9 protein-coding genes are annotated in these 22,880 nt (G+C 52.2%); 2 read left to right on the forward strand and 7 right to left on the reverse strand.

Annotated elements, in window-relative coordinates; all coding sequences use genetic code 11:
* Nucleotides 1–169 precede the first annotated feature (169 nt).
* The 7 genes from ACYVF1_RS03695 to ACYVF1_RS03725 all read right to left on the reverse strand — a co-directional run bounded on the left by ACYVF1_RS03695 (nucleotide 170) and on the right by ACYVF1_RS03725 (nucleotide 20,167).
* On the reverse strand, nucleotides 170–4,567 hold the full coding sequence (locus tag ACYVF1_RS03695) for a beta strand repeat-containing protein (protein ID WP_461075733.1): 4,398 nt from the start codon (nucleotides 4,565–4,567) through the stop codon (nucleotides 170–172).
* 650 nt (nucleotides 4,568–5,217) lie between these two features.
* Nucleotides 5,218–14,535 carry an FG-GAP-like repeat-containing protein gene (locus ACYVF1_RS03700; protein WP_461075735.1) on the reverse strand — a complete coding sequence of 3,106 codons (9,318 nt, stop codon included), beginning with the start codon at nucleotides 14,533–14,535 and terminating at the stop codon, nucleotides 5,218–5,220.
* Nucleotides 14,536–14,764: 229 nt separating this feature from the next.
* On the reverse strand, nucleotides 14,765–15,601 hold the full coding sequence (locus ACYVF1_RS03705) for a ceramidase domain-containing protein (protein WP_461075737.1): 837 nt from the start codon (nucleotides 15,599–15,601) through the stop codon (nucleotides 14,765–14,767).
* A gap of 44 nt (nucleotides 15,602–15,645) precedes the next feature.
* Nucleotides 15,646–16,944 (reverse strand): allantoate amidohydrolase, encoded by a 1,299-nt coding sequence (locus ACYVF1_RS03710; protein WP_461075739.1) that lies wholly within the window; start codon nucleotides 16,942–16,944, stop codon nucleotides 15,646–15,648.
* A gap of 85 nt (nucleotides 16,945–17,029) precedes the next feature.
* Nucleotides 17,030–18,202, reverse strand: coding sequence for a DmpA family aminopeptidase (locus tag ACYVF1_RS03715; protein WP_461075741.1), 1,173 nt, complete (start codon nucleotides 18,200–18,202; stop codon nucleotides 17,030–17,032).
* A complete protein-coding gene (locus tag ACYVF1_RS03720) occupies nucleotides 18,199–19,218 on the reverse strand; it encodes a proline iminopeptidase-family hydrolase (RefSeq protein WP_461075743.1) in 1,020 nt (339 codons plus the stop codon). Before ACYVF1_RS03720 ends, ACYVF1_RS03715 begins: the two co-directional genes overlap by 4 nt.
* Nucleotides 19,219–19,300: 82 nt before the next feature.
* Nucleotides 19,301–20,167, reverse strand: coding sequence for an alpha/beta fold hydrolase (locus tag ACYVF1_RS03725; protein WP_461075745.1), 867 nt, complete (start codon nucleotides 20,165–20,167; stop codon nucleotides 19,301–19,303).
* Nucleotides 20,168–20,493: 326 nt separating this feature from the next.
* Here ACYVF1_RS03725 and ACYVF1_RS03730 point away from each other — a divergent pair, with 326 nt between their 5' ends.
* On the forward strand, nucleotides 20,494–21,807 hold the full coding sequence (locus tag ACYVF1_RS03730) for a TolC family protein (protein ID WP_461075747.1): 1,314 nt from the start codon (nucleotides 20,494–20,496) through the stop codon (nucleotides 21,805–21,807).
* A 114-nt stretch (nucleotides 21,808–21,921) separates the two neighbouring features.
* Nucleotides 21,922–22,878 carry an efflux RND transporter periplasmic adaptor subunit gene (locus ACYVF1_RS03735; RefSeq protein WP_461075749.1) on the forward strand — a complete coding sequence of 319 codons (957 nt, stop codon included), beginning with the start codon at nucleotides 21,922–21,924 and terminating at the stop codon, nucleotides 22,876–22,878.
* Nucleotides 22,879–22,880 lie beyond the last annotated feature (2 nt).

Genomic DNA, 22,880 nt, shown 5'->3' on the forward strand with positions numbered 1-22,880 from the left:
TTAATTTATGTAAGCTACTGTTTGTGAGATCATTGCTTCATAAAAGATACAGTCTAAAGAAAACAGCCCGGCGATGCTAAATCGTTAAGAAGATTTAGTATCGCCGGGCTGTAAAGCGGGAAATATAGTTTGTTGCTATAAATCTACTTCGGATAATTAGCGCAACCCCCTAAAAACCAAGTCGCAACGTAGCGCCACTCTGATACGTTAGCTTGCCTCCGGATGTATACCGCAACGTTTTGCCTACCGCTACGTAGTTAGCCGGTAAAGTAACCGCATGGTTGAGCTGGACTGTAACCGTGCTGGCTGGAACAACTCCGCACGACCATACTGTTGGGTCGTTCCAGTTTCCGGCCTTAACGGTGCTTGTCTCCGTATTAAATGCTGATGTTACAGTGGCACTGGCTACGGCGGTGCAGCCATTCGCTCCAGTAAGCGTCACCGAATATGTACCAGCCGCACTCACCGAAATACTGGCCGTAGTGGCTCCCGTGCTCCAGCGATACGTACCGCTGCCCACTGCCGTCAGACTCGCGGTAGGGCTGGCGCAGGTCAACGTGGCACTAGATGGGTTGATGCTCACCGAAGGCGCAGCCGTATTTTGGGATACCTGCGCCACTGCGGTTGCCGTACAGCCGTTGGCACTGGTCAAGGTCACCGAGTAGAAACCTGCCGTGTTTACGCTGATACTGGACGTAGTGGCCCCGGTATTCCACCGATACGTACCATTGCCCGCTGCACTCAAGCTTACCGAGGTTGTAGTACAGGTCAACGTAGCACTCGACGGATTGATACTCACCGAAGGCACCGAGCTATTTTGCTGTACAGTGGCACTGGCTGCTGCGGTGCATCCGTTAGTGCCGGTCAGTGTTACCGAATACGTACCTGCTACGTTCACCGAAATGCTGGCTGTAGTCGCGCCCGTATTCCATCGATACGTACCACTACCTACGGCGTTCAGGGTTGCGGTTGGATTGGCGCAGCTTAGCGTAACACTCGATGGATTAATGCTCACCGAAGGCGAAGTTGTATTCTGCGATACCTGGACCGATGCATTAGCTATACACCCGTTACTGCCTGTCAACGTTACCGAGTAAGTGCCCGCGATGCTTACAGTGATACTGGACGTAGTCGCTCCGGTGTTCCATCGATACGTTCCTGAGCCTGTGGCCGTTAGCGTTGCCGTGGGACTGCTGCAAGTCAACGTAGCATTCGACGGGCTGATGCTCACCGAGGGTGCCGAATTATCTTGCGATACCGCAGCCGCAGCGGTCGCGGTACAGCCGTTTGCACTGGTTAACGTCACCGAATAGAAACCTGCTGTACTTACATTGATGCTGGACGAAGTAGCCCCGGTGCTCCAGCGATACGTACCACTGCCTACTGCGCTGAGGCTCACCGACGTAGTAGCGCAGGTTAGTACAGGATTTGGCGGATTTATGCTTACCATTGGTGCGTCATTTACCGTTACGTTGACGGTTGTTGTACTTGTGGCCCCATCAGTCGACGTTACGGTTACGGTAAATGTTTTTACTCCCGACGTAGTACCGGTTGCCGTAACCGCGCTGGCCGACGTAGTATTCAACGTAGTACCCGCCGGAGCTGCCCAGGCGTAGGTGTACGGCGTAACTCCGCCAGAAACGGTCACCGATAAAGTTGCAGAATTATTGAGGCAAATTGCTGTGGATGAAGCGGAAGCCGTGATGGAGAGACTGCGCTGAAACTCATACGAACCCATATCCACACGCCCGCCGTTGACCCGTGGATTACCGGCCAGATCCGTCGTGACACCGGTAAGGCCGGTTGCCGAATTGAGTCCGGCATCAATGGCTACGGCTGTGGAAGTTAATTCTGTACTGAAATTTGAGACAAACGGTCTGGTGTTATTGGTCAGGTTGTTACCTCCGTTGGCGTAGCCCGTTACCGTTGTTTCGAAAAGGCTATAACTGGCCGTTACGGTAGCCCCTGAATTGAAGAACGTTCCGCTGCCGCCATTGTTAAAGAACACGCAGTTGGTCAACGTAACGGCAGTTGTTCCGTTGGTAGCCCGTACGTTGTACATGGCTTTGCCCGTACTGGTAGCGGTATTTCCCTGAAATGAGCAGTTGGTAAAATCCGGGCGGCAGGCAAAATTGGCACCTGCCGAATTATAAAATGCACCCCCCTGCGAATCGGCCGAATTGCTTTGGAATGAGCAGTTTACAAAAATAGGACTCACAAAATTGCTGCTGGCATTGTTGTAAACGGCCCCGCCATCGTTGGTGGTTGTATTGCCGTTAAAATCACAATTGATGAACTGTGGATTGACCGGGCTCGTACCGCTGGCGTCGTTATAAATGGCCCCGCCCCCCATACTGCCGCCGGAATTGCTCTGGAACTGACAGTTTGTAAACTTCGGGCTACTATCGTTGATGTTATAAACGGCCCCCGCTCCCAAATAACCGGAATTGCTTTTAAACACGCAGTTCGTGAATTGGGGCGACGCATTCGTGTTATACACAGCTCCCCCGGTTCCAGAGGCTAAGTTGTTTGTAAACACGCAATTACGAATGGTTGGTGTACAGCCGCTGCCTGCACCATCGTTAAACAGGGCACCCCCATTATTGTCGGGCGCGGGGCCGTCGGCGCTGGCTCCGCCAATAACAAATCCGTCCAGAATTGCGGTTGAATTTATGCCTGACCCGTTTCGTATAATGTGGTAGCTGTTACGGTTGTACGATCCATCGCTGTCAATATCGCCCGATAACGTACTGCTGCTCGGTATGGTCAGATTGATCAACGGCCGCTGATTCAGAGCAGTTTCAGTACCTACGAAACCACCATAAATAGCTACCCCGTTTTTCATCACGAAACTAACCATAACGTCTGCCGAGGTACTGGCTGGTTTGTACGTTCCGGCTGCTACCCAAATTTCGGTCAGATTGGTTGCACAACCGTAGTTCAGCGCCGATTGCAGATCCGTAAAGGCATTCTGCCAGCTTAAGCCCGTATTGGCACCTGTCGCATTGGCCTTCACATACAAACGGGCCACCTGTCCAGCAGCCGACGTAGTACTGGTTACTGTTGTAGTCGTACTGCTAACACAACCAGCCGAGTTAGTTACCGATACTGAGTAGGTACCTGGAGCACTCACTACGCGGGTTGTCGTAGCCCCGGTTGTACCGATTTCGGTGCCGCTGCCATCTCTGAACGTATAAATATCACCACCCGAAGCGGTCAGCGTAACTGAGCTTTGCGTACAGGTCAGCGGTCCATTGTTCACCAGTGTAGCCACCGGAAGCGCGTTGACGGTATAGCTTCTGGAAGTCGTGTAGGTTTTGCTGTTGGCGCTGGTTGTTAGGCTAAAGCTCTGGGCACCAACACTGTTCGCGGTGAATGTCAGGCTGAAGGCCGCGCTGTTACTGGAGCCCACCAGCGACGTAGCACCACTGGTAAGGGTGTAGCTATAGCCATTCGATACGTTGTTTATGTTGGCCGTCACGGTCACTGGACTACCTACACAAACCGGATCAGGACTTGACGACAAATCCGAAATGACGGGCGTTATGGTGTCGCAATACGATATGCCTCCATTGTTGGCCGTGTAAACGATGCCTCCAGCAACGTAAACGTCGCTTACGTAGTTGTTACCCAAACCATTATTGCTGGTATAATTGGTGAACGTAGCACCGCCATTGGTCGAAATACTAAGCCCGCCCTGAACCGCTACGTAGACGGTACTGCCCAGCACAAACACACTGTTGGCCGGATTGCCCGGTACGTTGCCTAAACCGCTGTTCGCCTGAGTTTTGTTGACGAACGAAGTACCTCCGTTGGTTGAAATGCTCAACCCATTGATAGTAGTTACGTAAATCGCGCCGTCTGTTACGTAAACTCCTCTGGTCGAATTACTCCCTAAGCTACTATTGGATGTCGTCTTATTGTTGAACGAGCTGGCTCCGTTCGTCGAGATGCCTAATCCACCCGACGTAGCGGCATACACGCTGGTGCTCGATGGCCCCGAAATGGCAAATACATCATTAACGGCATTGTTTCCGAGACCATTGGTCGTGGTGCGGTTAATAAACGAGGTGCCACCATTCGTGGAGATACTTAAGCCGCCATTCGTAGCGGCATAAATTGTGGTGCTGCTTGGGCCAGACAAAGCATAAACAGCATTGACAAGCGTATTCCCCAGGCCGCTGGTATAATTGGTAAAGGACGTACCGCCATCGGTCGAAATACTCAAGCCTGCATTAGTGGCCGCGTAGATGGTATTGTTGAGGACATAGACGTCATTTACGATGTTGTCTCCCAGTCCATCGGTTGTTAATTTGGTGACGAATGAAAGTCCACCGTCCGTGGAAATACTTAACCCCCGGTTGGTAGCCGCATAAACGGTCGAACTGCCCGGACCAGTTACCACATAAACGGCATGGGTATTGTTACTTTCAAGGCCGTCGGCCGTGGTGCGCGTGGCATACACGCTGCAGGTAGGGCCGTTCTGTCCTGACACAGGCGACCACCTGAGTAGTGTAGTCAGGCCAAAAAGAAAGCAGCAAAAACGTAGCAAGTAATTTTTAATCATAGTACGAAGAGGGTTATACGTTCGTGGGTTTACGTGCGCCCACGACGCCTGCAAGTTCGGGTCTGAATTTTATTGCTGCTAACACTCTCGTCGCATTCATTAACACGCTCGTCGCATTTACGAAAAAGAGGCCTAGTAGTGGATGTTTTTTTATACGATATATGACAGTTCTGGGAATATTCTTGCTCAGTACGTCTTGACTTACCAAAGTGTAAGTATGTGCTTGACAGGCAGTGTATTACAGTGTAGGGAGTCATAACCCGAACCCCCATAAACAAGCAGGGAGGCAGGACATTGATCCTGCCTCCCTGCTAACTAAGTTTACTCAAGCTATTCAGACTTGATAACTTTCACCGTTTTGACTTGAGTAGTGAGTGGCTCATTGAGGAATTTACCTCCGGGAATTATATAGGTCTGTCTTTAGTAGGCTGGATGGGCCTGTCAGATACGGCCAGCGAGGATGCTACCAAAGGTTTTCCCATAATGAAAAAATGGCTTCGGGAGGATATAGCTATTCAATTAGAAAACTAGCCCCTAAAATGAGTTCTCCGGCCTCAACCTTATAGTGAAAGAAACCGGAGAACTCATTTTAATAATGCTGCGACCTGTCAACGTAGTAACAACCGTGCTACGTTCTACAGCCGGCTAATTCAGAAGCCCAGCCGCAATCGTGCCCCGATCTGATACGTTAACTTACCACCGGTTCCATAACGTAGCGTTTTGATCTGCGCTACGTAGCTGGCTGGTAAACTCACTACGTGATTCAGCTGCACTACGTCAGTCGGACCAGGAACCACCCCGCACGACCACACCGCCGGATCATCCCAACTGCCTGCTTTTACCGACGTAATGGCGCCATTCGCATCCCGGCAATTATTCGGATCGACTACCCGCAACGTAAAGCTGGTACTTACCGTTAGTCCTTGCGGATCAGTTGCCGTTACCGTCACTGAACTGATGCCCGTCGCGCTGGGAACGCCCCCAAATTGCGTCGGCGGACTGAAACTGAGTCCGGCGGGAAGTCCACTCACGCTGAGAGAAAGACTTTGGGGCGATTCGTTGTCGGTGAAAGTGAGTTGAGGAATCGTATAACCAAATGCCTGCCCCACTTTCGCCACCTGATCGGTCAGCGGCTGGTTGACCCGGGGGGGCGTGTTGGGCTGCGGATTCTGACAGAAACTCAGCCAGTTGTAGGTAAACGAAGCTTCGCCCGCACTGCCGGCCTGTTTGGCCTTCAGGATAATACTCGGTTTGTCATTGTAAAGTTGCAGGCTATACGGTCCCGGCGCAGTTGTCGGTGCCAGCTCGCTAACGACTTCAAACGTAATGGTTTGTCCATTCACACCACTGTAGCGAGGAGTGAAACTGATGTCATAGCGGTTGGCCGCAATCTGAGTGCAGGTCAGTGGGCTCACGCCAGTGATAGCGAAAGGAATCGTCGACGAAGGCTGCACCGTGAGACTAAAGCTGGTTGTGGCGGTAAGTCCACCCGGATCGGTAGCTTTGAGCGTTATTGTCGACGTACCCGTTTGAGACGGCGTACCGGAAATGGCAGTTCCCACCAACGTAAGTCCGGCAGGTAACCCGCTGGCGGCCAGCGTCAGTGCCTGCGGAGTCTGCGCATCGGAGAAGGTATTAGAGACGCTCAGCGTAAACGACTGGCCCTGAATAGCCAGTTGATCGGGCACAGAGTTGGCTACGATTGGCGAGGTATTGGCCGCCGACGGATCAATCACTGTCAGCACAAACGTAGCCGACACCGTCAAACCACCGGGATCAGTCGCGGTCACCGTCACCGAACTGGTGCCCGCCGTTGTTGGTACGCCACCGATTTGAGCCGGTGCCGTAAAGCTGAGTCCAGCTGGTAACCCGTTAACCGTCAGCGTAAGACTTTGTGGCGTTTCGTTGTCGGTGAACGTATTTTGCGGAATCGTATAGCCAAATCCCTGCCCCACACGAGCCGTTTGATTGGTCAAGGGCTGATCAACGCGAGGGGGCGTGTTGGGCTGCGGATTCTGACACACGGCCAGCCAGTTATACGTATACGTAACCTCACCCGGCGTACCGGCCTGCTGGGCGTGGAGAATCAGCGTTGGGTTGTCCGTATAGAGCTGTAGCGTATACGGCCCCGGATCGGTAGTCGGGAAAATCTCGTTGGCGATGGAGAAGCTAACAGGTTGCCCGTTAAGTCCAGTGTATCGTGGCGTAAAGCTGATGACGTAGCGGTTACTGGCGATCTGCTGACAGGAATTAGAAATAACCGACGAGATGGCAAACGGCGACGAAACCGTGACTGAAGCAGCTGACGAACAAATGCCATTAGTACCCGTAACGGAGTAGACACCAGTCGTATTAACCACAATAGCCGACGTAGTAGCGCCTGTGTTCCACTGATACGTAGCGGCTCCACTGGCAGTAAGTGTAGTCGTTTGCCCCGCACTGATGGTTAGCGACGGATTGGCCGTGATACTCACCACAGGCAACGAATTATCCTGAACTACCTGAGCCGACGCCACGGCCGTACACCCATTGGTACCCGTCAACGTCACTGAATAAGTGGCCGCCGACGTAGCACTGATCACTTGAGACGTAGCCCCGGTGCTCCAGCGGTACGTTCCCGTTCCTACGGCAGTTAAACTCACCGTTGGATTGGTGCATGTCAACGTAGCACTACTTGGAGTGATACTCACCGAAGGCGGGGTCGTATTCTGGAACACTTGAGCCGATGTCGTAGCGGTACACCCGTTGGTTCCCGTCAACGTGACGGAATATGTGTTAGCCAAGCTAGCGCTGATGACTGACGTAGTGGCTCCATTGCTCCATCGATACGTACCGGTTCCCACCGCCGTCAGACTTACCGCTGTATCAGTACAGGTTAACGTAGCACTCGATGGGCTGATACTCACGGTAGGCACTATCTGATCGGCACCTACGACGACGCTTGTTGACGCTGTACAACCATTGGTGCCCGTCACCGTAACCGAATACGTACCCGCTGCGGTCACACTCCGGACGGACGAAGTAAGGTTATCATTCCAGCGATACGTTCCTGTTCCTACGGCGGTTAAACTCACCGTTGGATTGGTACAAGTTAACGTAGCACTACTTGGAGTAATACTCACGGTGGGCGGAGTAACGTCCTGGAATACTTGAGCCGAAGTGGTAGCGGTGCAACCGTTGGTTCCCGTCAATGTCACCGAGTACGTATCAGCTGACGTAGCGCTGATGACCGACGTAGTAGCCCCGGTGGTCCACCGATACGTACCCGCTCCCACGGCGCTTAGACTGACACTCGTTGTCGTACAAGTCAACGTAGCACTACTTGGAATGATACTCACCGAAGGCGGGGCTTGGTCGGCGCTGACAATCACGCTGGCTGTTGCCGTACAGCCGTTCGCGCTCGTCAACGTAACGGAGTACGTGTTTGCTGACGTAGCATTGATGACTGGCGACGTAGCACCGGTATTCCAACGTAGTGAACCATTACCCACTGCCGTCAGACTTACCGCCGGATTGGTGCAGGTCAACGTAGCACTGGTCGGGTTGATGTTCACTACGGGCGGAGACGTATTTTCAAATACCTGCGCCGAAGTGGTAGCGGTGCAACCGTTAGCCCCCGTCAATGTCACCGAGTACGTACCAGCCGACGTCGCGCTGATGACCGACGTAGTAGCACCGGTGGTCCATCGATACGTTCCTGTTCCTACGGCGGTTAAACTCGCCGTTGGATTGGTGCAGGTTAACGTAGCGCTAGATGGAGTGATGCTGACAGTTGGAGGAGTTTGATCGGCCGCGACGGTGGTGGTGGTATTGGCCGTACAACCACTCGCGTTGGCTACTATGACCGAATACGTTCCACCGCTACTGACTACCACCGAATTGCTGGCCCCCGGTGTGCCGATCACCGTACCACTGCCATTGAGGAAGGTGTAGGACGTACCGCCCGAAGCCGTTAAGGTCACGCTGGTTTGGGCGCAGGTTATCGTACCGCTACTGATCAGCCCAGGATTAGGTAACTCATTGATTGTTAGTGTAGCTGAAGCCGTGGCCGAGCAGGTTGCTTCGGCAGCCAGCCGCGCCGGAACTGTTGGACCAGTCGGGCCCGTTGCGCCTGAAACCGTAACCGAGTACGTTCCCGTGGCCGTTACGTTGATTACTGCCGTAGTTTCGCCGGTGCTCCACAGGTACGAACTTCCACCCGAAGCCGTCAGCGAAGCGGGCTGCCCCTGGCACACGGTCAGAGTCGGCGGGTTGATAACGGCTACCGGAAGGGGAGTAATGGTCAGATAAACCGTAGCGGTCGATGAACAGCCGACGGCATTGGTCACCGTCACCGATTGTGGACCTGCCGGGCCGCTGTAGCCTCCACCGGGTCCCGGATTGCCGGAAGGGGCGTTGGTATCAATGATGTTGATGGCCGTTGTCGTTCCGTTGTTCCATAGATACGTCGTACCCCCGGACGCCGTTAGCGTAACCGACGTGCCCTGGCAGATCGTCAGGCTGGGGTTAGCCGTAATACTGGGCGTAGACGCTTCGTTGAGCGTTACGGAAATGGATACCGTTTTGGTGCAGCTGTTGGCGTTATCGGTAGCGGCAAAATACAACGTAGCACTGCTGCCAATCGACAGCGCCGTCGCCGTGAACGTATTGCTTCCCTGATCGTAGCTGCCCGCGGGCTGTGTTAATGCCTGGTCGGAATACCACGTAGTGCCCACCGTGAACTGATTATTGTTGGAGCCTAACTGCAGGGCGGGTGTGATCGTAGGACTACCACAGCTGCTGATGGGTGCGGCAATCACATCGTTATTCACTACGTTGGGAATGGGATTGCCCTGCGGATAGTCGATGATGCCATTGTTGGTCAGCGTGCCTGTGTTGCTGTGCGGCTGACTCGTTTTGACCGTAAACAGGCCCGCATTGACGAATGTGTCCCCATTGTTGATGTTATCGAAGACCGTTAATGCCCCACAGGCACTGTTGGAGACTGTACCCGCGTTGGTGATGCCATGCCCCCCGATGGCCCCCAATGTGCCGATAGTGACTGTACCCGCATTGGTAAAGGTGGTCATTACTTCGTTGGTGAGGCCGTTCTGATTAGTCGCCGTTTGGTCAACCTGAATCAATCCTCCGCTTAGATTAGTAAAAACAGCCGCTACATTGCCCGACCCGTCCCCATTTAAAATACCCCCACTACCGAGCGGTACATTATTTCCCATACGAATCTGGCCCGCATTGGTCAGGGTCGTGACATTCTTCAGGCCCAGGCCCACCCGGTCCAGTTGAATACTGCCTCCGGCCGAGTTGGCGAAGGAAATACCGGTGTTATAAATACCCGACTGTCCTGTACTGGCGAGTGAACCCACGAAAATCTTTCCGTCATTGCGGAACGTACCGGTAACGTTCCAGATGCCATTGCCGTACGCTCTGTCCACCCGAATTTCGCCGGTGACGGTATTGGTAAATGTGCCGCGGTTGAAAATATTATCCTGACTCGAAAAGGCGACATCACCAACCGTCAGCGTCGATGAATTGATAAAGCTGCCTCCTGCGGGAACGTTAATGCCCTGGTTGCTTCGATTAATGTTGATGTTTCCCCCCGGACTGTTGGTAAACGTACCGCCTGACACCTGAATACCATTTCCCGCGACGGTGGTCAGACTGCCAATTTTGAGGATAGCTGCATTCGTGAAGGCACCGTTAGCCGTGCCTGTAGTAATGCCCTGGCCGCCCGTCCGGTCGATCTGGATAAGGCCGCCGGCATTATTTTGGAAAATACCCTGATTATTAATCCCACTAGCGCCCACAGTCGCTGAAGCACCCATCGTAATGATAGCCGCATTGGTAAATGTACCCAAAATCGAGTTAATGCCATGGCTACCCGTCCGTCCGATCTGGATAAGGCCGCCGGCATTGTTCCGGAAGGTAGCCTGATTGCCAATTCCACTGGCACTTACACTAGCCGAATAGCCCACCGTAATCGTAGCGGAGTTGGTAAACGTACTCGCCAGGTTGGTTATACCGTTTGTCGTACGGTCAATCTGAATAAGCCCGCCCGGGTTGTTGAGGAAGGTAGTCTGGGTACCAATCCCGGCACCGCCCAGCGTGGCCGAAGCACCCACCGTAATGGTGGCTGAGTTGGTAAATGTACCCGTTTGATTGGACACGCCATCCCCGGTTGTGCGGTCAATCTGAATGATGCCCCCTGCGGTGTTCTGGAAAGTACCCCTGTTGGCCAACCCACTTCCCGTCACTATCGATTCATTACCAATGACTAATAGCCCGTTATTGGTCACCGTTCCTCTGTTTATAAATCCGTTGTTATTTCTGGAGCCGTTGATAGTCAGACTTCCCGCAGTGGTGATGCTCAGCGAGGATCCGCTTCCCACCTCCACCGAGTTAGCCACTGCCGTTGTGCTTAGAACGGGCTTGTTGGCAGGTGCCGACGGAATCAATACGTCGTCGCTAGTCAGCGGTACGCGGGATGGGCACCAGTTGCCCGCCGTGTTCCAGTCGGTGCTGACGGCTCCCGTCCAGGTGAGCAACGTAGCAGAAATTGCGTTCACAACAGTGGCCGTAGTCGAGGAAGTACAACCATTGGCGTTTGCTACAGTGACCGTATACGTACCGGCCACACTAACCACAAACTGGCCATTTGTATTGGTCTGAGTCCCCGCACCGCCAGTTAGGGTGTAAGAACTTCCGCTACCGGCCGTCAACGTAACGCTCGGGCTGGCGCAGGTCAACGTAGCACTTCTGGGCGTGAGCGTAGCGGTGGGAGTAGCATTCACGGTCAAGCTAAAGGCCGTGCTGGTTAGGCTGTTGCAGGAACCCGTCACGACCGCCGAATAGCTTCCGGCATCACTGGTTTGCACATTGGTTAGTGATAACGTAGCACTGGTTTGCGCATTCACTACCGACCCATCCTTATACCACTGATACGTTAAGGGCCCTGTTCCCGAAACGCTCACACTCGCTGTTACCGTACTACCTACGCATACCGTCGTCTCTGCTATTGGCTGCGCCGTGATACCTGATACCGTACTGGCCGCACCCTGGAATTCATAGGCTCCCATATCGACGCGGTCTGGCGTTCCGGTGCCGCTGTTGTAAAAACGCGGATTCCCCGCCAGATCCGTGGTGATGCCCGTCAGGCCCGATGCCGAGTTCAGCCCCGCGTTGATGGCCGGTGAGCAGGGCGCCAGAGCCATACTACTGGTGCTGGCAAAGGGCGAGGTGACGGTCGTCAGGTTCCCTGGACCGGTTACATCTACCCCGGATGTATTGTCGAATAGGCTGTAACTGGCAGGAACAGGAATACTGTTAAGATTATAAAATGAGAAAAATCCATTGCCAAACACCACACAGTTAACCAGCGTGGGGAGGCTGTGGTCACTGGCACTATTTGCCTTATTGTATATGGCCCCGCCACCACCAGAGGAAGCTGCATTATTCTGAAAGGAGCAGTTGGTCAGTACAGGGTTACTGTTGCCGCCACTAACCCCATCGTTAAACATCGCCCCGCCATCTTTAGCACTATTGCTCAGAAAGGCGCAGTTGGTCAGCGTGGGGCTACTGATGCCAGACGTATATGCATTATTGAAGATGGCTCCGCCAGCGTTGATAGCCGAATTGTTCTGGAACAGGCAGTTGATCAGCGTGGGATTGCTATGGCCAGTCGATGTTCGCCCATCGTTACCTATTGCCCCACCGGCGGCAGCTGAGTTGCTCAGGAATGTACAGTTGGTCAGTATGGGATTGCTGTTGCCCTCATAGCCACTGTTTAATATTGCCCCGCCCTGGTCAGTACTCGAGTTTTTCTGAAACAAACAATTGGTCAGCGTAGGGCTGCTGAGGCCCTGAAACCCATCATTACAGATGGCCCCGCCACCATCGGGAGCCGAATTGTTCTGAAAAAAGCAATTGACCAGTACCGGACTGCTCTGGCCTGCAAAACCATTGTTATAGATGGCTCCGCCCTTGCTGGCAGCCGAATTACCCTCAAAGGAGCAGTTGCGAATCAGGGGGCTACAATCATGACCGTTGCCCCTGCCATTGTTGAAGATACCCCCGCCCAGGTTTAGGTTGTTTCCTATGCCATTTTGTCCGCTGGGGTCATTGGCGTTGCCGCCGGTTATCACAAAACCGTCCAGAATAGCCGAGTTGTTCAGGCTTAGGCTGGTTGGGTTGTTGATGACGTGGTAGCTGTTGTCAGCCGTGTTGCCCAGTGTCCCAATGTCGCCGGAGAGGGTAGTGCTGGACGGATTGCCGGTGACGGGATTGAGGGAAGGGCGCGCGTCCAGGGTAGCCTCATTGCCCTGAAAGCCCCCATATATCGCTACGCCGTTTCGCATCGAAAAACTGATGGTGCGACTATCGGGGCCAGTTGTAGTGGTGGGTTTGTACGTACCAGCCGCTACCCATACCTGAGCTCCGCAGCCAGCCGCCGTGTTGATGGCCGTTTGCAGAGCCGTTCCCGAAAAAGCGTTCGTCCAGCTACTGCCATCCTGCAAACCGGCTCCGCCCGGTGTTACGTACACCACTGAATTGCAGGGATTGACCGTCAGGCTGACCAAGCTGGTGCTGGTGGGCGAACCGCCCGATGACGCTGCGGTAATGGTGATGGTTTGAGGCCCACTCACGCCCGTACCCACACTGGCCGATACGGCGCTGGTAGAGGTAGCCGACAGGGTAATGCCTGCCGGGGCCGCCCAGGTGTAAGAGTAAGGAACAGTCCCCCCTGAAGCTGTTACCGATAAGGCCGTCGTTGTCCCCGCGGCAACCGGATTGGGCGTGGCGGAGGTGACCAGTGTCAGCACATCGGCGCAGTTTAAGCGTACCGATATGCTGTTGTTGGTTTCATTTGCAGAGACCAGATCGACTTTGCCATCACCATTGAAGTCACCCATCACCACTGAACGGGGAGTGTTTCCCACGGTAAAAGTGGCTTGGGGGCTAAAACTGCCGGTGCCATTGCCCAGTAGCACTGAGACGTTGTTACTATTATAATTTGCCACGGCCAGGTCGGCTTTCCCATCGCCGTTGATGTCGCCCACCGCCACCGAACGGGGGTTATTTCCTACAGCATAACTGACTGGGGAACCAAAGCCGCCTGCGCCCGTACCGAGCAGCACGGATACGTTGTTAGTCGTATAGTTCGCCACGACCAGATCGACTTTGCCATCACCATTGACGTCACCCACCGCTACTGAAGAAGGGCTACTACCAGCCGCAAAATTGGTTTGGGCACCAAAGCCGCCCGAACCGTCCCCTAGCCGCACTGCTACGTTATTGTTGCCTCCGTTCGCGGTAACCAGATCGATTTTACCATCGCCGTTGAAATCAGCAATCGCCAGAGAGGGGCCATTCCCCATAGGATAAGTGGTTAGGGCACCGAAACTGCCTGTCCCTGTTCCCAGTCGCACGGTAACGCTGCCGGTACTGGAATTCGCCACGGCAATATCCGCTTGGCCATCACTATTGAAGTCGCCCACCACAACTAAAGAAGGATCACCTCCCATGCTAAAGGTGGTTTGGGGGCCAAAGCTGCCTGTGCCTGTACCCAGCAGCACCGAGACATTGTTAGAGGTTACGTTCGCAGTGACAAGATCGGCTTTGCCATCATTATTGAAGTCACCCACGGCCACCCAAAGGGGGTTACTCGATGCGGTAAACGTGGTTGGCGCACCAAAATTACCCAAACCATCGCCCAGTCGCACCGAGACGTTATTGTTGTTTAGGCTCGCGGTGACCAGATCGACTTTTCCATCGCCGTTGAAATCACCAGTAGCTACCGAAACGGGACCTCCCAACGAAGGATAAGTGATAGTCGGTTGAAAACACTGAGCTCCGGCCCGGCTACTTAGCCCAATTAAGAATAGGAAAATCAGTGCCCAGCGGGTGTAGATATGTTCACGCTGGGCCATAAATAAATCAGGGCTGGTAAGCCAGGTTCGTAAAAATACAGTCATACGGTGATTGATTAAAGTGGCTTTCGAGAAGGGAGAGGCTTTGTAATGAAAATAAAGCTAGATAATATATTGATATTTATCAGTGTAAATATGCTAAACGGTCAACGGAGCGGGGGGATCTGTTGGCCCAGATACTACCGCTGCCCGTAGCTGTGGGCTTGCCATAGGGGATAGCCTGGACAAGTCCAGAAAGCCCAAGTCATCCATCGCGAAAATCACGGGTGATTGATCAGTCAACCGGGCCGGTACGTGAAGGCGTAAACCGGAAAAAGGCGTAAGTGCAGAAGCTGCTCAACCCCGCCAGCAGGTGCCAGACTGAATGGCCCTGATACAGTGAATGCGGATCGCAGCCGATTTTCTGTACATCGAGCGCCCTGATTTTCAGCGCAACAACAATCAGTACGATACTGGAAATCGCCAGCAAAACAGACCGTTCTTTCCTGAGCTGGATGTAATTGATGATAATCAATATCCAGGTCATCAGGATCAGAGCGGGTAATAGAATGCTGCTTGGAATCAGCAGGTGAATTTCATAAAACGATAGAATCAGCAAAACAACAAGGCCGATAAAAACGCGCTTTGCCGATTCCGATAATTTGATTCGATGGAAAACGTGATAAAGGGCAATAATGAGCAACGTAACGCTCACACCATACGTACCGTTCATATCGACCCGCTGCCCAACCCACGTAAGCGATGCATGAAAAAAAGCGCTGCCAACGCTCAGATAAATCAAACAGAGACCCATGAGCAGCGAAAGCATCGGAAATTGTTGAAGCCGATTCTGAGTTGCCGTCCGCTGATTTTTACGATCATTTAGAGCGAGCAGGCAAATAAAAATACCAAAGAAGAAATACACCAGATTCGAGTACGTATTAACCAACTGGTGAAAGAATCTGGAAACGTCGTTAAACTCGCAATATTCGCCCGTCAAGGCCGATTGACTGACAACCATTCCTTCCCAAACGTGGCCGGTTAACGTAGTATTCAGCAGGAAAAAGACAAAAACCATCGCCAGCGTATACGTAGTAGAGCGAAAGGTTAGCTGGCTGAATTGATTTTTCATAACGCGGTCATGTGATACGTGCTTAGTACTACGTTCCTAACGAATTAATCCCGGTCGAGGGCGAGCAGTGTTTGTAATAATACGTTGGCACCGTTGCCAATATCGACTCCTTTCGAAAACTCCTTGGGCGAGTGACTGATACCACCTACGCTGGGAATGAAAATCATGCCTACTGGCGCAATTTGAGCCATTTCCTGCGAATCGTGCCCGGCCCCGCTTTGCATATATCGATACGTTAGGCCCATCGATTTGGCCGAAGCAATGATTTTGTCCTGAATCGGCTTGGCCGTGAGCGCGGGCGTTACGCCGATCGACGACTGCGCGAAAGAGATGTTCGTTTCAGACGTTTTGGCAATTTCTTTGGCTTTCGCTTCAAATTCCTGAAACAGTTTCCAGATCTTATCGTGCGACAAATCCCGAATTTCGACGCCCAGCACCACCTTACCCGGAATCACATTATACGCACCCGGTTCGGCAGAAATTTTGCCAATTGTACCCACCTGTCGGCCTTCGTGGCTTGTAACGACTTCATTTAGCGCGACAATCAGTTTAGCAGCCGCCAGCAGGGCATCGCGACGGGCGTCCATGGGCGTGGTACCGGCATGGTTAGCCGCGCCTTCAACTGTAGCGTCCCAGTGCTGAATACCAACGATTCCTTCTACGACGCCAATCTGTAGATTCTCTTTCATCAAAATACCACCCTGTTCAATATGCAGTTCGACAAAGGCGGCTACGTCTCCTTTTTTTCGAACTACTTTGCTTAAACTATCCGGGTTGCCGCCAATGGCCCGAATGCCGTCGGCGATGGTCAATCCGCTTTGCGTCATTGATTTCAAGGCGGCTGGCGTGATTTTGCCAATCAGGGCACCACTGCCCACCGTTCCGCCTTCTTCATTGGCGAAAATGATCAGCTCCAGCGGATGTTCGGTTACTACGTTGTTTTCATTGAGGGTTTCGACCAGTTCGAGCGCACTAATTGAACCGACGGGACCGTCATAATTTCCGCCATTTGGAACGCTATCGATGTGAGAGCCAAAGGCAATGGGTTTGAGCGCTGGATTCTTTCCTTTGCGTCGGCCAATGATATTACCTGCGTAATCGATCGTTACGTCGAGTCTGGCTTTTTTCATCAGATCGATAAAGTAAGCCCGCCCTTCCTGATCGGCTTTGCTGTAGGCCACGCGCCCATTTCCGCCGTTCGGCAGTGCCCCAAATTTTGACAGTTCTAGTAGACGAGTCTGGATACGTTGCTGGTTGATTTTCAGGCTTTTGATAGCTGGTTGCGTTTGGCTAAAGGCAGTACATGAAATCAATAGCCAATAAATAAGTAGCGTATTTTTCATCGGTTGTATTGTCGGTATTTAAGACTTCGAAACGAAGCAATGATTGATGTGACAAAACAGCAATCGTTGATAAGTAAGTATGGGTTTACTTAATCCGCTTATACTTTCTCAGCAGATCAATAACTGACTTTTGCGGAAGTGCGTAGGCTTTATTTCCATTGATGCCTTCGATGGTTTCGGCGGCTACCATCGCATTAATAACCGCTTCTTCAACGGCCTGCACGGTAGCCTCGAACAGTGGATTTATCCGGTCGTTGGGTAGTTCAGAAAGCGTCGTGAATCGATCCCGTTTGAAAGCGCCCGGATTAGCGGTCGAGAATGCCAGAAAGATATCGCCGGAGCCATTTTCACCCCGCCCGCCCACAATGCCGATACCCAACGGAACCCGTGCCGCAATCCGTTTTAACTGATGCGGAAGCAGTGGGGCATCGGTCGCGACAATCACAATAATCGACCCGTCGCCGGGCTGGTAGGAGGGGGGCGCTTTCATCTCATAATTCAGGGTGTCTTTCAGTTCTACTCCTACCGGAACGCCGGCAATGCTTAGGTTTCGTTTCGCACCAAAATTCGCCTGCACCAGTACGCCAACGGTGTACGACGAATCGGCAATCTTGACCAGCCGCGAAGCTGTTCCGGTGCCACCTTTAAATCCCAGGCACATCATACCCGTTCCTCCGCCAACATTGCCTTCCTGAATTGTCCCGCTTTTGGCACCATCCAGCGCTTCGAAAGCGTGACTTTCCTTGACGTGAAAGCCGTAAATGTCATTTAGAAATCCATCGTACGTTTCGGCCACAACGGGGTATGTGTACCAGAAATCTTCTTTGTACCAGCCGGTTTTAACGTACCATTTCAGAACCGCATCACGTACGGTGCCCACACTGTTGGTGTTGGTAATCATGACCGGGCCCTCCAGAAAACCGGATTCCGTGATCCACGTAGTACCAGTCATTTCGCCATTCCCGTTTAGGGTGTACCAGTTGGCATAGACCGGATTGTTGGTTCGGCCACGGGGCAAAATAGCCGTAACGCCGGTACGTACCGGACCCTTGCCCCGGATGTTTTTTCCCTGACCCGAAATGATGGTGTTATACCCAACTTCCACGCCTTTTACGTCGGTGATGGCATTGAATTTTCCGGGCGTACCATTGAACGGGATGCCAATATCTCTGGCTCTTGGCTTCTGCCCAAAAACTGCACTAAAACAAATTGAAAATAGAAGCAAAAAACAGGTTGTTACGTTAAATACAGCTTTCATATGTTTCCGGCGTCTACATCGTGGATAAACTGAATGACACCATTCATAAAGACCTGCTGATCGTCCCACATCGACAAATGGCTGCCGTTGGGGCAGTAGAGATAGCGTCCTTTTTTGACCATTTTGCTTTGTGCTTCCATTGCCTTCGGGTCCATCGTATCGTATTTGGCGCCAATCATTAAGGTCGGTACGTTGATTTCGTGTAGTCGATTTTTGATGTCCCAATTCGCCAACCGGCCACTGATACCGAACTCACTCGGGCCCTGCATCAGCGTATAGACGTAATTGTTTCCGTGTTTGGCAGCTCGGTTGAGGCCGTCGGGCCATTCGGTTAATCGGCAGATGTGTTCGTGGTAAAAATTAGGAATGAGCAATTCCATGTAGCGCGGATTGGCGAAATCTTTCTTCGCTTCGATAGCGCGCACTTCTTTCAAAACCTCGGGCTTCATTTGTTTGGCCAGTACGTCTTCGGCGTACTTTCCGTATTCAGGCGCGCTGGCTACCATGTTGGCAATCAGCATGCCTTTCAGGTTTTTCTGGTATTTCAGTGCGTATTCCATCGCCAGAATGCCACCCCACGAATTGCCCAATACGTAGAAGTTGGAACTGTCGGCCCCGAGCGCCTGACGTACCTGTTCAACTTCCTCCACAAATCGTTCGGTGGTCCAGAGTTTATCGTCTTTGGGCTGGTCGCTGTAGTAGGAACCTAGCTGGTCGTACTCATAAAATTCAAATCCCTCGCGGCCAAAAAACGTCTCGAAACATTCCATGTACTCGTGCGTCATGGCTGGACCACCATGCAGCAGCAGGACTTTGATTTTGGGATTATTGCCAAACCGTTTCGTCCAGACTTTGAATTCGCCAACCGGCGTTTTTATCGGAATGAGTTTCACGCCCCCGGATTCCGGTGAACCTGTGTACGTGAAATAGTCTTTGACTGCAACAGAGGTTGATGACTCTTTTTGCTGGCAGGAAATAAGCAGAAAAACGAATGAGATTAGGAAAAGTAGGCGCATGGTGTTGTCTCTGAGAGAGGGATTGATTTGGTAATACGTTCGGTTTTGTCAGTACGGCAAAGATGCTTGAGAAGCGAAGTCTTTACTCCAGCTTTGCCATACCCTTTATTTTTCGGTACGGCGCTTTAAAGAAATCGCTTACGGTCTGGTTGAACAAATCCTTATAAGCAATAAGCGTCGAATGGCCGGAATTAGGCAAAATCCACAGATACGCCTGCGGAATCGCTTCGGCGATTGTCAGCGTGTGTTTCGCCAAAATAACGTCATGATCACCGCCAATGACCAATGTCGGACAACGTACCGTTTTCAAATCTGCCGTTGAAATATGCGGTTGACGTATCATCAAACTCAGTAATTTCTCCTGCGTTTTGACGACTGGTGTTTGCGACACCTTCGACAGACTATCATTCATCGATACAATCCACTGAAAAAGATCCGCATCCACGGCAGACGTATCAGGCCACAGATTAGCGCCGGTAACGGCTAGTTTTTTTACCTTTTCGGGATGCCGCATCGCCAGCAGCAGGCCGTTAATACCGCCGTCGCTCCAGCCGACAACGTAGCACGAATCCACTTTTAACTGGTTCAGCAGCGCATTTAAATCATCGGCCATCATTTCGTACGAGAGCGAGTCGCTGGTATCGATGGATTTTCCCTGCGCCCGGCTATCGACCGCAATGACCTTGTAGTTTTTAGCGAAATACGGAATCTGGTTTTTGAAATTTTCGATGGAACCGCCATTACCGTGAATCATCAGCAACGGTTTCCCGGCCCCGTACACTTCGTAATACATTTTGATGCCCCGGACGCTGGCGTATTTCCCTACCTTGGCATTGTTCCCATAGGACGTAGCACTGACCGAAGCGACAGGCAACGTCGATTGCGCAAAAGTGGTAGATAGTAACGCAGATGCAATGACCAGGAGAAGGAAGTTTGTTAGGTGCTTCATTGTTGTGAAAATGGGTGACGCTACGTGATTTTTGCTACGTATCATTCGCTAAAGATCGACTTTATTTCAATCCCTGACATGGTCTTTGTAAATCAGATTGTTTTCCAGTGAAACCCAGATTACTAGCGTTTTCGACAACCTTCGTTTTTTAGATCAGGGGACTGATTTTGTTGCAGTCTGAATACCACAGCGACTACGGTGAGCTGTACTGTAATGGTAAGGCCACGCTATACCATTTTATTTAAAATTGGAGCTGGATGTTTCTGGCGAATACTTAGGTATATTTAACTATATTTTAATAGATTTTTTTGTGCTTTCCGGGTTCGATGCTTGTTACTTTGTCAGCCTTTATTGACCGGATGACGCTACGAACAACTTTATACAGCTTGTTGCTGATTGGTTTGATACCGCTCAGCACTCGGGCGCAAACTACCTTTACCCTTCGGCAAACGCTTCAGCAGGTACGTACCAACAGCCCGGTGCTACGTGTCGAACGCCTGAATATCAGCACCGCACAGGCCGATCAGGTGACGGCGAACCTACGTCCAAATCCGGTAATCAATAACCAGACGCTGATTCAGCTAACACCAACGCCGGGTGCCGAAGGTGTTGGCGCATTTAATCGGCAGCGTCGGCAATTCTGGTTGCAGGCTACCAAAGAATTTGATATTCATAATAAACGCACGTACCGAAACCGGTTTGCCGAAGCCAACACAACGCTGGCGACACGTAGCGTCGATGAAACCGAACGAAATCTGTTATTCGACGCAGCCAATCGCTACCTGGATGCCTGGTATGCCCGTATTCAACTGGCGCTGCTGCAACGGGCAAAATCCAACACCGACACGTTGGTTCAGCTAAACAAAGTGCGCCTTAAAGACTTGGTAATCAGCAGTACTGATCTGACGCGCACGCAGCTTATTTCGGATCAGTACGAGATTCAGACCCGTACGGCCCGGCAGGATTTACAAAACCGCCTGAACGAACTACGGCTGGTTCTGGGCGTAAGCGACAGCATCAACGTAGCCATGAACGATTCCATTATCCACCCCGCTTTCAATCCGTTACGTCTTTATCCAACTGTGAACGCTACGTCCGATAGCCTGCTTCGGCTGGCTTCGGCAACGCGTTCCGACGTGCGGGTGGCCGAAGCCAATATTGAATCGGCCCGACGTAACGCCGACCTCCAACAGGTACTGGCCAAACCGCGCAACGAAGCCGGTCTAATCTGGAACCCACAGAATGCGGTGCCCTACGCGGGAATTTTCCTGACGTTGGAGCTGCCCTTCTATAGCCGTAATCAGGGTGAAATTCAGAAAGCGCGCGTCTTGCAGGATCAGGCGAGCCAGGCCGCTACGTTGGTGCAGACGCGGATTCGGGCAGAGGTTGAAACGGCGTATCAGTCGTTCATGACCAGCCGCCAGAATATTGACCGGTACATCGCTATTCGTCGCGACGCCGACCGCGTACTGGCTTCCGTCCGATACGCTTATCTGCGCGGGGCCACTACGTTGATCGATCTGCTGGAAGCTCAGCGTTCGTGGTTCGATACGCAAACGGCTTATTATCAGAACTTATATACGTACCGTCAGAATTACGTCCGGCTGCTTTACGTAACGGGACAGATCAGCTCTTATTAACTGAATAGTTAATGAAGGCCCCGACAGGCTCTGGCTGTCGGTTGTAGCTAATGGTTTAGTCGCTATCGCGACTCCGACAACCAGAGCCTGTCGGGGCCTTCATTAACTATTTGCATGAAAGCTTATCTGATACTCTTGCTGCTGGTGCTTCTAGCAGCCTGTAAAGAAAAACCAAAGGCGGTTGTCAATGCAATCCCTCGTCCGATTATCAGCCCAGACGGTCAGCGCATTACGTTTCCCGATTCGGTGATGATGCGTCCATTTGAAACGCATCCTGTTCGTGCGTCAACCATCCAAACGGATTTTTCGGCACCGGGACACGTAGCGGCCATGGTGCTACGTTCGGTGGAGAATCCGGCGGAGCGGCTCGTGCTTTTTGATGAACCCAGCCTGTCGGATAATTACACGGCCATTTTGCAGCACCGCATTAACATTCAAACGGAACGCGGCAATCTGGAACGGGTGAAAGATTTACAGGCGCACGGAGCTGCATCGGGCAAGGAAGTTATTGAAGCACAGACGCAACTGGCCAACGAAGAAGCGGCCATCATCTCGGACGAAGCCACGTTGAAACTGGCTGGTTTCGATCCGAAAGAACTACGGCGCGCTCCGCCAAATACGGTTCTGGTTGTTTGTGAAATTCCTGAAAATCAGTTTGGCGCCATTCGGAAAGGTTTGAATTGTGTACTCAATTTCACCGCTTTTCCCAACGAACGATTTGCCGGACGTATCGACAATGTGAATGACTATGTGGATAACACCACGCGCCAGATCAAACTACGTATTTCCGTCGATAATCCCGACGGTCGGTTGAAAGCGGGGATGTTCGCTACGGTCGCATTTGGCGTTACCGAGGGCCAGTTTATGACTGTTCCCCGCGATGCTGTGGTGACAGTTCAGGGCCGCGATTACGTATTCACCCGAACCGGTGATAAAACGGTTGAACGTCGCCCTGTACAACTCGGCCAGCAACGAGCCGATAAGGTGGTGGTGCAAAGCGGACTCCGCGAAAACGACGATGTAGTGATCGCTAACGTCATGCAATTGAAAGGGTTAAGTTTTGGGTACTAATT

The organism is Spirosoma flavus (assembly GCF_054778555.1).